This is a genomic window from Nonomuraea sp. NPDC046570 (assembly GCF_040645915.1).
Taxonomy (GTDB): Bacteria; Actinomycetota; Actinomycetes; order Streptosporangiales; family Streptosporangiaceae; genus Nonomuraea.
This window is the reverse complement of record NZ_JBEYZF010000043.1, coordinates 38525-50678: the sequence shown is the minus strand read 5'-3', so window position 1 is coordinate 50678 and position 12154 is coordinate 38525. Positions and strand designations below refer to the sequence as shown.

Genomic DNA, 12154 nt, shown 5'->3' with positions numbered 1-12154 from the left:
CGACCGCCGCTACGAGGCCTTCGTGCACCACAGCGGCGCCTCCGAGGCCACCGTCGCCAAACGCCTGGCCGAACTGGTCGCCGTGGGCGTGCTCCACAAAGTGCCCTACCAAGACCCCGGCTCGCGGCCGCGGCACGAATACGAGCTGACCGAAGCCGGCGAGGAACTCCTGCCCGTCGTGCTGGGGCTGTTCTCCTGGGGCAGCAAGCATCTCAACGCGGCCCAGCAGGACATCGAAGCCGTCGGGCCGGACGGCGAGCCCGTCCGCGTCGTCGTCCGCTCCGGGGAGAACGACGAACTCACGGCCGCGCAGATCCGCCTTCTCCCCAGATCGTCCTGAACTTCAATCCAGACGCTCGGCTGTTCGCACCTCTTCGTCCAGGCGAAAGCGAGCAGCATGGACCCCTCGGCCAGCTCTACCCCTGGCCCCCTTTGACGAAGGTCTCGATTCGCTTACGGTGCGGACCATGAGCGACGACGACCCTCAATTCGATCGATCCCGAGGTCAGCCTGGCGGCGGTACTCGCGCTGCGCCAGCTGGTCGAGGTGCTGGAAACGCTGCAGGTGGACAACGCGCGCGCTCAGGGCTGGTCCTGGCGCGACATCTCCCGCCGACTCGGGCTGACCAAGCAGGCCGTGCATTACAAGCATGGGCTGCGATTCCGCCGCGAGGAGTGGTGATGTGGGACCGGCTGACCGCCGAGGGCCGCCAGGTGATCCGCTACGCCCACGCCGAAGCCGCCGCCTTCGGCCATCAGCTCGGCCGTTACCCGTGGACCTATTCCTACATCGGTGATGAGCATGTGCTGCTGGGCATCCTGCGGCACGGCGACAGCGCGGCCGCCCGGCTGTTGCGCGAGCACGGCCTGGAGCTGGCCGAGGCCCGGGAGCGGCTGCGCCGGATCGGCCCGGTGCTGCGGCCGCACGTCGACGGCGGCGAGGCGCAGCGTGCATTCGGGGTGGACCCCGAGGCGTTGCGCCGGCGGCTGCAGGAGTCGTTCGGCGGCGAGGCGGTGGCGGCCGCGGAACGGCGCGTGCGGCACCGCCCGTGGTGGCGGGACGGGCTGGGCCCGCCCGTGCACCTTCCTGCTGGCCAAACGTGCCTTCGACATGGCCGCAGGCCTCGCCAAGCGCCAGGGCGAGGCTGGCGTCGGGCCCGAGCACCTGCTGTACGGGGTGCTGGGCGACGCGCTTGACCCGGTGGGCACCCAGGTGAGCAGGAAGGGCCACGGCACGCTGAGCTGGCTGCGCGCCCAGCCGTGGTTCGGCGACCAGCTGGCCACGTGGGGCGCCAGCTACCTCGGCTACGTCCAATGGGAGCTGGCCGCCCGCGACATCCCCGAATGGAAGATCGCCCTCATCCAGGACGCGCCATCCAGCTTCGCCGAGATCTTCATGTACCCCGGCGGAGCGTTCGCGACGGATAACGCGCTGGGCTGGGTGCAGTTGGTGGAGCGGATGTTCACCGGCGGCTACGGCATCACCCGCCAAATGGTCGGCATGATCGGCGCCGCGCGCCAGCTGTCGCGTGCCGCCCTCGCCCTTCCCCTGCAGGAGGCCGATCAGGCACTGACCGGCCATCCCGTGCCCTGGTTCCGGGACTGAGCCGGTCATGGTCCCGGCGAGCCGTACTGGGCGAGCACCGATCACCGCGCCAACGTCGCCCGCATGCCGCCGGTGGTGCGCCTGCAGGGCGGCTGGCACGACTTCTTCCTGCCGGGCATGCTGGCCGACTACGCCGCCCTGCTCGCCAACGAGAAGCCTCAGTGCGAAAGTCCCGAGTTTGCGCAACCTGGGTTGCCTCAGGAGCCTGCGCCCGCGACTGCCCCAGCCGGCCAGTGCGCCGAAACCCACTTGGCCCGGCCCCGGACGACCACCCGGCTCCAAGAACCGGGCTCCCGCCCAGCAACCGTGGAGGTTAAACGTCAAGCTCAGTGCCTGTGTCGCAACCCGACCGGGCGCGTCGCCCGGCAACCGCCCGAACGGCTCACTCCTGCTCGGGTCCGTTGGGGGTTTCGGCATGATCCAGCCGTCAGAACCAGAGGCCGCAGTGGTGGGCGCTCTTCATGTTGATCGGTCGTAGCGCTTCCGGAGCGAGCTTGAGCGCTTGGTCGGCGGCACCCAGACGGGGCCATCTCGTACTGCCCGCCCCGTTGGGGTCGCCGGTTCGCGCGAACCTGGTCCAGTATCCGACGAGCCGGTCGGCCAGGCGCTGCTGCTCCGCGCTGAGCTGTGGGGAATCGGGGAAGTCGAACAGGTAGAAGGTCTCGGCTCCGTGCGCGGTTGCGGGGCGGACGTGCGCGGGCAGGGGTTCTCCGCTGGGCGTGGGTGCCGATGGGTCGGCGAAGACGTAGGCGTAGGTGGACGCCTTTCTCGCGTGCTCGCGGCCCGACTTCCAGGAGGGGCAGATCCAGCCGCTGTCGCTGAACACGCGGCTGGCCGCCGCGGTGGGAGAGGAGTAGCGTCGCGCCGGGTAGCGTCGTGCGACCTGTGGCGCGGCCGAAGCGAAGGCGGTCTTGAGCAGGGCCGGGTATTCGCGGGCGGTGATGCCGTGCGGGGAGAGGGCCAGGGTGAACTCGACGTGCTCGTCGCGGGCGTTGCCCTGCAGCAGTGGTATGGCCATCTGCTTGCCCGTGGCGAAGACCTTGGCCGGCTCTTGCGGGACGAGGCTGGTGCCGTAGGCGAGCAGCGGGAACTGGGCGGTGTACGGCAGCAGCTCGCCGGCGCTCTTGCGGCGCAGGCAGGCCACGTCGGAGCAGGACAGCTGCCCGGCCAGGGCCCGGCCGGCGCCTTGGATCGTGCTGATCGAGTGCCAGGAGGAGATCGCGGGCATGCCCTTGCCCATCGCGCCGGCCGGGTGGCTGGTGCGGCACGAACCGCTTTGGACGATCGCCTGGTGGAACAGGTCCCGGGCGGGCGGCGAGGTCATGAGGGTGCAGGTGCTCATCGCCCCGGCCGAGGCTCCGGCGAGGGTGACCTTGCCGGGATCGCCGCCGAACGCGGCGATGTTGGCGCGCACCCAGCGCAGCGCCGCGACCTGGTCATGCAGGCCGAAATTGCTGGTCTCGCCGAGTTCGGGGTGGGCGAAGAAGCCGAACACGCCGAGCCGGTAATTGACCGTGACGACCACGATGTCTCCGGCCTTGGCAAGCCGGGTCGGGTCGTAGATCGAGCCGGCGCCGGTGATGAAACCGCCGCCGGGCACCCAGACCATGACCGGCCGTCCCCTGTCGGGCTGGGCGGGCGTGGTCACCTCCACGGTCAGGCAGTCTTCGCTCTGCGGGGTGCCCTTGGGCATGTCAGGGGCCTCTGGCTGCAGGCACGCCGGTCCTGCCTTCGTCGCGTCGAGGGTGCCGGTCCAGGAGCTTGCCGGCTGAGGCGGCTGCCAGCGCCGCTCCCCGACGGGCGGGGCGGCGTACGGAATGCCGCGAAAGCGGCGGACCCCATCCTGATCCGTGCCCCGTACCTTGCCCGACGCCGTCACGACCACGGGAGCGGAGCTCTCGCTGCCGTGAGCAGGCGGAGCGCTCGCCGCGAGCATCGCTACGCCGGCCAGCGTGGTGAGGACAGCGGCTGCTCGGGTGCGGCCGGTCATCGCCCGCGCCCGCTCTGCTTGGCCTTCTTGCTGCCCCAGCCGGCCAGCAACACTCCGACGACGGCAGCCACCGAATAGCACGCGAGCCACACCGCGAATCCGCCAGGCAACCATGCGAGCAGCCCGGCGTTGTCGTGGTCGGCCAGCAGTCGGATGGCGCCCTGTGCTCCCAGGACCAGTAGCAGCATGCCAATGATCAGCACGGTGACGTGCTTCATGTGCGCTTCGTCTCCCATCGCCCCGAAGGGGCCGTGGCGGCAGGCGTGAACACGCCCTCCACAGTTTTTGTGGTTCGATCGAACCATAACACCTGATTTGGTACGATCGCACCACAACGAGTCGCAAGGGACAGATGGCATGCCGAGACAGGTGGACCATGATCAGCGCCGCCGCCAGATCGCAGAGGCCGTATGGCGTCTGGCCACCCGCGGTGGTCTGGAAGACGTCACCTTGAGACAGGTCGCCGCCGAGGCTGAGGTCTCCGCCCGGCTGCTGCAGTACTACTTCGGCACCCGCGACCAGCTGCTGCTCGGTGCACTGGAGATCCTCAACGACGACGCCGAACGGCAGGCCCGCGAACGCCTCGGGATGCTCGGCGACGCGCCCGGCATGCACAAGATCGTGCGGGGAGTGCTGCTCGAGCTGCTCCCCCTAGACGGGGAACGACGCAACCGGCACGTGGTGTACGCCGCCTACTTCGTCCGCTTCCTGACCGACCCTTCCCTGGCCAAGGTCGCCCGTGACGCGCCGCACGCGCTTGAGAACCTCGTCGCAGGCCTGATCGTTCAAGGCCAGGAGTCCGGCCAGGTGCCCCTGGAGGTCAACGCCACGGCCGAGGCCACGTTCCTGGTGGCAGGCGCTGAGGGGATTCAGTCGAGCGTTCTGCTGGGGCAGCGGTCTGCTGAAGACGCCGTGGCCATGATCGACTACCAGCTTGCCCGTATCTTCACCACGCCGAACGGTGAGTAGCCCACATCCTCAGCGAGGTTAATCACGCTCCGGGAGCCTTGGCTAGCCGAGGAGGGCCGGATCCGCGCCGCCGGCGTCTCCAACTTCCAGTCCGCCCACCTCAAGCGCCTGCTGGACGCCAGCGCGCTCACCCCGGCGGTCAACCAGGTCGAGCTGCACCCCGGCCTGCAGCAGGCCGAGCTGCGCGCCTTCCACGCCGAGCACAAGATCGCCACCGAGGCGTGGAGCCCGCTCGCCCAGGGCGCGGTCCTGGACGACCCGGCCATCACCGCGATCGCGGCCAGAACCGGCAGGTCCCCGGCCCAGGTGGTGCTGCGCTGGCACCTGCAGCTGGGCAACATCGTCATCCCCAAGTCGGTCACCCCGGCCCGTATCCGCCAGAACCTCGACGTGTTCGGCTTCCGGCTCACTGAGGAGGACATGGCGTCGATCGCCGCCGCCGACCGCGGACTGCGCACCGGCCCGCACCCGGACGAGCTCAACTGAGCCTGCCCCTGAGCACGATGGCCCCCCGCCGTACGCGGGACCCTCATCCCTGTACCGTGTCCACAGCGTGTGGCGCGGGGACGCTCCGGGCGTCAGCCTCAGCTCGGCCCATGAGGAACAGCGGAACGAGAACGTGCCGACGAGCAGGCGGCGGCCTACGGCCCGGTTCACCCGCGCGCCCACTGGCGGGGAGCTGGAGCGTTTCTTCTTCCTCGACGATGCTGACCGGAAGTTGATCGCCAAGCGGCGCGGGGAGCACAACCGGCTGGGGCGCGCCGGTCGGCCAGGAACACCGGCCCGCTCGTGCGGCCGGCCAGCAGCCGAGCCGTGGGGGTGGCCCAGTGCACGTACTCGATCGCGCCCCCTTGGAGGTGACGCGGGCACGGCGGAACTCGGGGTCGAGGTCTTCGACCTTCAGGATGAGGATCTCCTCGGCGCGGGTGGCCGTCTCATACAGCAGCCGCCAGAGCACGCGTTCTCGCAGGGCGTGCCGATCGTCGGTGAACAGCGTCTCCAGCCGGGTGCGCGGGATGGAGCGGTCGCCACGGCGGGCGCTCTTGCGGCGCTCCAGCCGCCGGGCCGGGTTGGTGGCAAGGATCTCGGGGTTGAGGAACCTGCGGACAGCCGTTGGCGGTACCCGTGAGTAACTTAGCTGGCTGCTTCGACGGGGTCGCCCTGCCCTGTGAGTCCACCCTCGGTCAGGACGGGAGTGGGCGGACTCGGCCGATCGGGAAGTAGTCCGGCAAGCGCGGTACGAGGCCGCGATGGCCGGGTTCAAGGTCAAGTACACCGGCCGCCAAGCTGGTCGACGAGCTGGTCGAGGCCGCCGACGAGAAGGTGCTGACCAAGACCATCGCCCGCTACGGCCGCGTCGACCTTTTATGCATCGATGAGCTTGGCTATATGGAGCTTGATCGACATGGGGCCGAACTGTTGTTCCAGGTTCTGACCGAAAGAGAGGAGACCAACAGTGTCGCGATAGCTTCAAATGAGTCGTTTTCGGGATGGACCAAGACATTCACCGAGCCCCGGCTCTGCGCGGCCATCGTTGACCGGCTCACCTACGGCGGCAACATCATCGAGACCGGTACCGAGTCCTACCGGCTCGCCCAAACCCGCGCCCAGGCTGACGCCGCTGCCGTCGCGAACAGGGCCGCCGGCTGACCCTTTCTGCCCTTCCTCGGCAACGCCTGCTCCCGCCGTTGGGAGGAGCGGGTCAAGATGCGGCGCCCGCAGGCGAAGCCGAGGACGAACGATCTTGATGTGGGACGAGCAGCGGCGATCGTCGTAGCGTCGAGGAAGAGCACCAGGCATCCGGCTGCTTCGCTCGGGTCTCTGCAGTTAGCCGCGAAGTGGCGGTATTACCGCAGGCAAATCCCCTCCAATCCCCGAGCTGAAAAGCAGTTGAGGCGACAGCCGGGGTTAGCCATGATCCCATCATGCCGGACACGACGCCCTCCAGTTCCCGACCCGTCGCTCTCGTCACCGGTGCGGGCGGACGCACCGTCAACATCGGCGCCGCCGTGGCCCGAAGCCTCGCCAAGACCGGCTGGGACATCGCGTTCACTTACTGGCGCCCCTACGACGACGAGAAGCCCTGGGAGCCCGAGCCCGGTGCGCCCACCTCGCTCGGTCACGACTTGGGCGGCCTGGGCGCCCGGCACACCGCTGTGGAAGCAGACCTCGCAGACCCGAGCGCCCCAGCGGCCATCTTCGACTCCGTTGAGAGGGACCTCGGACCCGTCAGGGCTCTAGTGATGTGCCACTGCGAACAGCGCGACCTGAACCTCCTGACCACGACCGTGGATAGCTTCGACCGACACTTCGCCGTCAACGCCCGGGCCTCGTGGCTGCTCATCCGCGAGTTCGGGCGGCGCTTTCAAGGGACGACCAACGATGCCGACCCCGGGCGCATCATCGCCTTCACCAGCGACCACGTCGTCGACAACCTCCCCTACGGCGCCAGCAAAGGCGCCCTGGACCGCATCACCCTCGCCGCCGCCCACGAGTTCGCCCATCTTGGCGTCCGCGCCAACATCATCAATCCCGGCCCCATCGACACCGGGTGGATGACGGACGAAATCCGTATTGCCGGGAGCAAGCAGACCCCTGCGGGGCGCCTCGCCGGCCCCGACGAGCCGGCCAAGCTCGTCGCCTTCCTCTGCTCCCCGCAGGGCCAGTGGATCAACGGCCAGCACCTCTTCAGTGACGGCGGCTTCCACACCGCTCTCTGAAAGGGAGCCGAGGCGGTGAGTGAAGCCGCACGTTCAACAAACATGATCTTGAGGCCGAGAGGCACCTCCTCAGTAATCGCCTGATCGCTATAGGTGACTGGTCTCTGAGTGCTGCTACTTCTCACCGACATTCGGGGCTGACTCAGTCCCCGAGCGCTGTCGAAACTGACGAGCAAACGCTGCTGCTAGTCACGAGCAAAACCAGCAGAAGGAAGCCCGCGCAGGTGAGGGGCCGGTTTGGGTCGGAGGCGTGACAGCCGAAGGGGGCAACGGCCAGGTCGTAGGTGGTGGCGGCTGAGTCACGAAACACCTGGGCAGGGAAAACCCCGACGGGGGTGTCGACGCGCCACGGGCAGCGCGCGCACGGCGCCCGCTGGTGATCCGGCTCCCCCTCCAAGCGGTCAGCGCGGCAGGTGACAACGGTGGTGCCCCCCAGCCGTCTTCCGCCTCGCGCACGCGCCCGATCCCGGCGGGCAGCGTCGCCAGTTCAGCGAGCTCGGTCAAGACCTCCTCCTTGGCGCAGGTAGCAGGTCGCGGCCAACGCCTCGCACCGGTTCGGCGTGGCGATCGAGGGGCACGCTGTCCCCCACGTTCGCTACCGCGCGGTCAGTGCTCGCGCGCGACGGCGGTAGATCACGGATCGACGCGGCGAGATCTCCTGCCCCTGGCGCCTCGGCCCGCGGCGAGCCGGGAAGCGTGGACGGCCGACTCACGAGGGGCAGGACGACCTCATACTTGGGGGTTCGGCCGCACGATCGCGTCCGGAACACGCTCTTGGGCGAGCTTGGCGTGAATCGGGCAGGCGAGCTCGACGTATCCCGTCCCTGGCAGCTCGACGAGCATCTGGTGCAGGTTGCCCTGATCGCAGGGCTGGCCGTCCTCGATCTCGTCGGCCCATTGCTCGGCGGCCTCTACGCGGAGCAGCTCGCACACCGAGCCAAAGCGGCTGGCGTGGTTGGCGGCTGCCTGCGCCGCCTGCAGCGCGTTGCGCATGCTCGCCAGATGCCGGCGCGCGGCGGGGTGCAGCAGGCGGTCCTTGTCATCGGCGAGTCCGGCCACCTCGTTCTGAAGGTCGGTCACGGCCTCCAACAGCTCCATCAGGTACAGACCCGCCTCGCCCTCACGCTCGATCGCCTCGTAGGCGTCAACGCGCCGCTGGCAAGGGTCGGCCGCGCGGGCCAGCGGCCCGATGCGGCCGGGAGTGGCCAGCTTGCGCGACTGCAGCGTCAGCACCTCGCCGAACAGCAGCGGCCGCTCGCCCTTGTCATTCGCCTCGCCGGTGGCGATGCGCTCACCAGGTCCTGCCAGCTGCCCCGCCTCGTTCAGCGGCACGTGCTCCACGCGGACCACAACCGCCCAGCCGCGAACGTCGGCAGGGTCGTGACCGGGCTCGATCTCCTCGACGTCGATCGCGACCGGGGTGCCGTCGGCGAAGCCGGCCGCGAGGGCGGCCAGCTCCGCAGTGGTGGCCACGATATGGCCGTGCCCGTCTTCCACGCTTAGGCACTCCTTTCCACGCTCACGACGACAGCCACCTCGAGACACCTGCTTGCGCAGACCGGGCCGTGGATCCCCGGAGTCTGAGAAGTACGGGCCGAAAGTTTCGAGGCGACGCCCTGCTCAGCGGCGCGCTGCATCCGTCCACGCTACGCCCACACCGCTCATCGTCGGGCATGAGCGGCCGTCGAGGCAGACGAAGCCAAGAACAAGCAGACAGCAGCCATCCGCGGTACGGTCAGTAGAAGACCCCCTAACCGAGGGTCCCTCGCCCCATTGTTCTCAATGGCGAACTCGACTCCGGCGGGGCTAATCTCTTTTGGCGTCGCACAGGTCGATGAGCAGGTCGTTCATACCCTCGCAGCGTGCCAGCCTCCACATCTTCTCGGCTATGCCGTATCGGCGGGCTGCGCACCTGCCGTGGCCTCACCCCGGAGGGACGGCAGCAGCTCGCCAAACTCTCCCAACGGCTCGCCGATCGGTTCGCCAGCCCATCGACGTCATCTACACCACGCCGCTGCCGCGCGCAGCCGAGATCGCCTGGATCGTCTCCGACGCCCTCCGCCTGGGCGCCCGTCGTCTACCCGGACCTGCGCGAACCCGACTGCGGCTCCGCGGACGGGCTGCCGTGGGAGAAAGCCGTCGCAGACTTCGGCGACGCCCCGACGCGGGTGGCCTCGAACGTCATGTGGATGATGTGGGAGCCGCCGCTGGGCAGGGCAGCCGCCTTGGTTTGCTCCACCGCCGGGTCGCCCCAGCCGAGTACGTCGGCCGCATCCCGCAGCGGCACCATCAGCTCATAGCATGTGTGGCTGGCTCCAGGTGGCCCTCCCACTCACGCATGAGGGCATCCTCGATGTCGTCTGGAGTGTCGCTGTACGGGCCGGGGTCGGCGTAGACGCGACGCCGACCGGGATTATGCTCACCGTCGGTGGCGACCCTGGTCCACAGCGGACCACGCCAGTCGCACTCGCAGACCGCTCGCCAGCCGACCGCATCCCGGCCATCCAGTAGGCCCGCCGGTTCCTGATCCTCAAGGCCCCAGCGCACCACCACGGTGCCGCCGGCCTCCGAACCCACCGAGATCCGTCCATCAGGGAATTCAGTGGCGGCCCATCCCACGTGTGCACAGTCGACGGTCTCCCAGCCCATGCCACACCCTTCGATCAGAAGTCAGGTGATCCCGACAATTGCCTTCATGATGTCAGGAGTGCCTGAGCGCGCCCGCCTCATCACAACACCGCCGCTGGTGTCGGTTTCACAGGCGCCGGCCCCGGGCCATCCTGCCTGGCATCGGCGGCCTGTGCCCAGCTCCTCGTCCAGGGCGGTCGGAATAGCACGATCGCTCCGGGTCGCGTACCGGCCGCTCAGTCCGGACTCCCATCGCCCATGGCTGGGTCTCCATGGTTGCCGCTGAGACCAACCTGACACGCCCGAGTGCGCTTCAAGCGCCAGGAGCCGCTGATGTGTTTCCTTCGCCGCCGAGGCGAGGACCTGGTTGAGCTTGGCGCGGTTGCGGCCGTGGGTGACCAGGCCATGGCAGTTGCCGCACGGCGGCAGGGTAGTCGCGCGCTCCGCGGGCATGCGCGGCGTTCCAAATCTCTCTGCCCCCCGGGGCCGTCCAGTACTACACCGCCCGCTTCCGCCTCGTGCCCGCGCTCGCCAAGGCGCTCACCGTGGCCACCCCGACCTTCCGCAAGCTGAGCACGGCCTGGATCGAGCTGCCCCGCCCAGCCATGGTCGGCACCGAACCGGTGGGGCACGTGCGGATCGGCTACGCCCGCGCCTCCACCGTCCGCCAGTCCCTGGGCACCCAGCTCGACGCGCTCCAGGCCGCCGGCGTCACCCACATCTTCTCCGAGAAGATCTCCACCCGCCCAGAACTCGACAAGGCCATCGCTCTGGCCCGCGAGCTCCGCTCGGCGAACATCGCGGTCACGCTCGTGGTGCACGAGCACAAGCGGCTCGGCCGCGGCCTCGACATGGCCGCCCTGGCCGAACAACTGCGCGCCGCGGGCATCGGCTTGGAGTTCCTCACCGGCGACCTGCAGGGCAGCCACGACCCCGCAGGGGGCGTGTTCACCGTGCTCGCGGCGCTGTCGGGGATGGAACGTGAGTACATCCGCGACCGAACGCTGGAAGGTCACGAATCCGCCCGCAACCGCCGCAAACACATCGGCGGCGCCGCCGTCACCGACGAGGCCATGCTGTCCATGGCCCTGCACCTGCGCGAGCAGAACCCAGCCTGCGCGACATCGCCGCCCGGCTCGTCATCACCAAAGCAAGAAGAAAGACCAGCATCCATCTCCGGCCACCGTGCTGCGCATGCTCCGCGAACACGACGAAGCCGCCGCCGCAACAGCGGCGGCCGCCACGGGCTGACCGGGAGCTACCCAGAAGCTCGGCGGGCTGTCATGCCCTCCCGCCGCACCTACGACCGCCGTTTCTGCTGGTCAGGCACATGTGTTGGATCTTCGACGAAGACTCCGGCGACCCCTGCAGGGGGCAGCAGGGAGGAATGTTGCACCTCTCGTTAACGGTCAGGCGTAGCGCCAAATCCGGACCGATCCTCCCCGAAGGCCTCTCTGCAAGTCGATGACGAGGCGGCTGTACGGCTTGTCGATGATGAAGCGCGGGTCGGCGGCCTTGAGCAGGTCGCTTGGGCGGCGGTGGCCATCCGGAATCCGGGGGCGGGCGCGTCGTTGCCGTAGTCGCGCTCCCACTCGCCGATCGCGGCGGCGACCTGGTCGGCGACCGCGGCGCGGCCACGGCCGCGAGGACGGCGGCCGGAAGGAGCAGCGACCAGCGGAATGCGGCCTGATATCCGCCGGTGAGCTCGGTCAGGTCCGGGTTCGGCCCGGCCACCGACGCCGCGACGGCGGTGAACACCGCCAAGCCGAGCGCGCCACCGAGCTGCAGCGAGGTGTTGACCAGGCCGGAGGCCAGCCCCTGCTCGCTTCGCGAGACGCCCGTGGTGGCCACGATCATCGCAGGAGCGTAGCTGAGGCCGCCCCCGAGGCCGCTGATCAGCAGTCCGGGAAGCACATGAGTCCAGTAGTCGCCGCCGACGGCGACCGTGACCGTCGCGATTCTGATCGTGGCGAGCGAGGCGACCAGCAGGCGCAGTACTGAACGCCGGCGCCGCCATGGTGGCCTGGATGTTCAGCATGTGTACTTGCAGGGCGTGCCCTCGAAGGGGGGCGGGATGAGTCGGTTTCCTGACAGGGTGCTTTCCTGGCCCAAAGAAACGGACATCGGTGGATGAAACATCCGACAGCGAGCAGCGCCGAGCGCGCGCAGCGGCAAGCAGGCTGTCGACGGTCAGGGGCCCGATGTTCTCCTTCGGCCCACCCATCGAAGAACTCCGCCAGCA

Annotated in this window: 14 protein-coding genes and 3 pseudogenes; 11 read left to right on the top strand and 6 right to left on the bottom strand. The window is 69.1% G+C overall.

Annotated elements, in window-relative coordinates; translation table 11 throughout:
• From ABZ911_RS38020 to ABZ911_RS38005, 4 genes are all read left to right on the top strand, one after another.
• On the top strand, positions 1-340 hold a 340-nt coding region (locus ABZ911_RS38020), incomplete at its 5' end, for a helix-turn-helix domain-containing protein (protein ID WP_358067725.1).
• A gap of 152 nt (positions 341-492) precedes the next feature.
• A complete protein-coding gene (locus ABZ911_RS38015; protein WP_358067731.1) occupies positions 493-681 on the top strand; it encodes a helix-turn-helix domain-containing protein in 189 nt (62 codons plus the stop codon).
• Positions 681-1196 (top strand): Clp protease N-terminal domain-containing protein, encoded by a 516-nt coding sequence (locus tag ABZ911_RS38010; protein WP_358067722.1) that lies wholly within the window; start codon positions 681-683, stop codon positions 1194-1196. Before ABZ911_RS38015 ends, ABZ911_RS38010 begins: the two co-directional genes overlap by 1 nt.
• Positions 1111-1605: a CocE/NonD family hydrolase gene (locus ABZ911_RS38005; protein WP_358067719.1), complete on the top strand. Its 495-nt coding sequence runs from the start codon at positions 1111-1113 to the stop codon at positions 1603-1605. The genes ABZ911_RS38010 and ABZ911_RS38005 overlap by 86 nt, the downstream gene beginning before the upstream one ends.
• 427 nt (positions 1606-2032) lie before the next feature.
• Here the strand turns inward: ABZ911_RS38005 and ABZ911_RS38000 are convergent, their stop codons facing one another.
• Entirely contained in the window at positions 2033-3595 is a 1563-nt protein-coding gene (locus ABZ911_RS38000; protein WP_358067716.1) for a carboxylesterase/lipase family protein, read from the bottom strand.
• The gene (locus ABZ911_RS37995; protein WP_358067713.1) at positions 3592-3813 is read right to left on the bottom strand and encodes a hypothetical protein; all 222 of its coding nucleotides are present in this window, start codon (positions 3811-3813) and stop codon (positions 3592-3594) included. The genes ABZ911_RS38000 and ABZ911_RS37995 overlap by 4 nt, the downstream gene beginning before the upstream one ends.
• Before the next feature lie 139 nt (positions 3814-3952).
• Here ABZ911_RS37995 and ABZ911_RS37990 point away from each other — a divergent pair, with 139 nt between their 5' ends.
• From ABZ911_RS37990 to ABZ911_RS37970, 5 genes and pseudogenes are all read left to right on the top strand, one after another.
• Positions 3953-4564, top strand: coding sequence for a TetR/AcrR family transcriptional regulator (locus ABZ911_RS37990; RefSeq protein WP_358067710.1), 612 nt, complete (start codon positions 3953-3955; stop codon positions 4562-4564).
• 21 nt (positions 4565-4585) lie between these two features.
• Positions 4586-5050 (top strand): aldo/keto reductase, encoded by a 465-nt coding sequence (locus ABZ911_RS37985; RefSeq protein ID WP_358067728.1) that lies wholly within the window; start codon positions 4586-4588, stop codon positions 5048-5050.
• 133 nt (positions 5051-5183) lie between these two features.
• Positions 5184-5342: pseudogene (locus ABZ911_RS37980) on the top strand (DUF4158 domain-containing protein); the annotation flags it as partial.
• 506 nt (positions 5343-5848) lie between these two features.
• Positions 5849-6214 (top strand): annotated as a pseudogene (locus ABZ911_RS37975) (ATP-binding protein); the annotation flags it as partial.
• A gap of 275 nt (positions 6215-6489) precedes the next feature.
• Positions 6490-7284, top strand: coding sequence for an SDR family oxidoreductase (locus ABZ911_RS37970; RefSeq protein WP_358067707.1), 795 nt, complete (start codon positions 6490-6492; stop codon positions 7282-7284).
• Between the two features lie 142 nt (positions 7285-7426).
• On the opposite strand, the gene ABZ911_RS37965 is transcribed toward ABZ911_RS37970, so the two are convergent.
• On the bottom strand, positions 7427-7681 hold the full coding sequence (locus ABZ911_RS37965; RefSeq protein ID WP_358067705.1) for a DUF6283 family protein: 255 nt from the start codon (positions 7679-7681) through the stop codon (positions 7427-7429).
• 332 nt (positions 7682-8013) lie between these two features.
• Positions 8014-8781, bottom strand: coding sequence for a hypothetical protein (locus ABZ911_RS37960; protein ID WP_358067702.1), 768 nt, complete (start codon positions 8779-8781; stop codon positions 8014-8016).
• A 365-nt stretch (positions 8782-9146) separates the two neighbouring features.
• On the opposite strand from ABZ911_RS37960, the gene ABZ911_RS37955 reads away from it, so the two are divergent.
• Entirely contained in the window at positions 9147-9584 is a 438-nt protein-coding gene (locus ABZ911_RS37955) for a histidine phosphatase family protein (protein ID WP_358067699.1), read from the top strand.
• Here the strand turns inward: ABZ911_RS37955 and ABZ911_RS37950 are convergent.
• Positions 9574-9933, bottom strand: coding sequence for a hypothetical protein (locus tag ABZ911_RS37950; RefSeq protein WP_358067696.1), 360 nt, complete (start codon positions 9931-9933; stop codon positions 9574-9576). The genes ABZ911_RS37955 and ABZ911_RS37950 overlap by 11 nt on opposite strands.
• Before the next feature lie 497 nt (positions 9934-10430).
• Here ABZ911_RS37950 and ABZ911_RS37945 point away from each other — a divergent pair, with 497 nt between their 5' ends.
• Entirely contained in the window at positions 10431-11318 is an 888-nt protein-coding gene (locus ABZ911_RS37945) for a recombinase family protein (RefSeq protein WP_358067693.1), read from the top strand.
• A gap of 238 nt (positions 11319-11556) precedes the next feature.
• On the opposite strand, the pseudogene ABZ911_RS37940 reads toward ABZ911_RS37945, so the two are convergent.
• Positions 11557-11871 (bottom strand): annotated as a pseudogene (locus ABZ911_RS37940) (MFS transporter); the annotation flags it as partial.
• Positions 11872-12154 lie beyond the last annotated feature (283 nt).

Coding starts and splice junctions, on each gene's coding strand:
- ABZ911_RS38010 (WP_358067722.1), top strand. CDS start 681: ATGTGGGACCGGCTGACCGCCGAGGGCCGCCAGGTGATCCGCTACGCC.
- ABZ911_RS38005 (WP_358067719.1), top strand. CDS start 1,111: ATGGCCGCAGGCCTCGCCAAGCGCCAGGGCGAGGCTGGCGTCGGGCCC.
- ABZ911_RS38000 (WP_358067716.1), bottom strand. CDS start 3,595: ATGACCGGCCGCACCCGAGCAGCCGCTGTCCTCACCACGCTGGCCGGC.
- ABZ911_RS37995 (WP_358067713.1), bottom strand. CDS start 3,813: ATGAAGCACGTCACCGTGCTGATCATTGGCATGCTGCTACTGGTCCTG.
- ABZ911_RS37990 (WP_358067710.1), top strand. CDS start 3,953: ATGCCGAGACAGGTGGACCATGATCAGCGCCGCCGCCAGATCGCAGAG.
- ABZ911_RS37970 (WP_358067707.1), top strand. CDS start 6,490: ATGCCGGACACGACGCCCTCCAGTTCCCGACCCGTCGCTCTCGTCACC.
- ABZ911_RS37950 (WP_358067696.1), bottom strand. CDS start 9,933: ATGGGCTGGGAGACCGTCGACTGTGCACACGTGGGATGGGCCGCCACT.